1 pseudogene is annotated in these 225 nt (G+C 39.1%); it reads left to right on the plus strand.

Annotated features, from left to right (window positions below):
• Positions 1–225 (plus strand): annotated as a pseudogene (locus FNE76_RS08185) (zinc ribbon domain-containing protein); the annotation flags it as partial.

Genomic DNA, 225 nt, shown 5'->3' on the forward strand with positions numbered 1-225 from the left:
TGGTTAAACTTTGGGGGCGCAAGATTAACGATTTGGCTTTGGTGAGTTTGTGGCTATCTTGGAGAGAAAAACCCAAGTGGTTAAGATTGATAGATTCTATCCCAGCTCTAAGATTTGCTCTAGCTGTGGGGCACTCAAAGAGGATTTAAGTCTAAAAGATAGGGTTTTTCATTACCCCTCTTGTGGTTTTTCTTTGGATAGAGATTTGAATGCAAGCATTAATAT

This window comes from Helicobacter mehlei (assembly GCF_007280785.1).
Lineage (GTDB): Bacteria > Campylobacterota > Campylobacteria > Campylobacterales > Helicobacteraceae > Helicobacter > Helicobacter mehlei.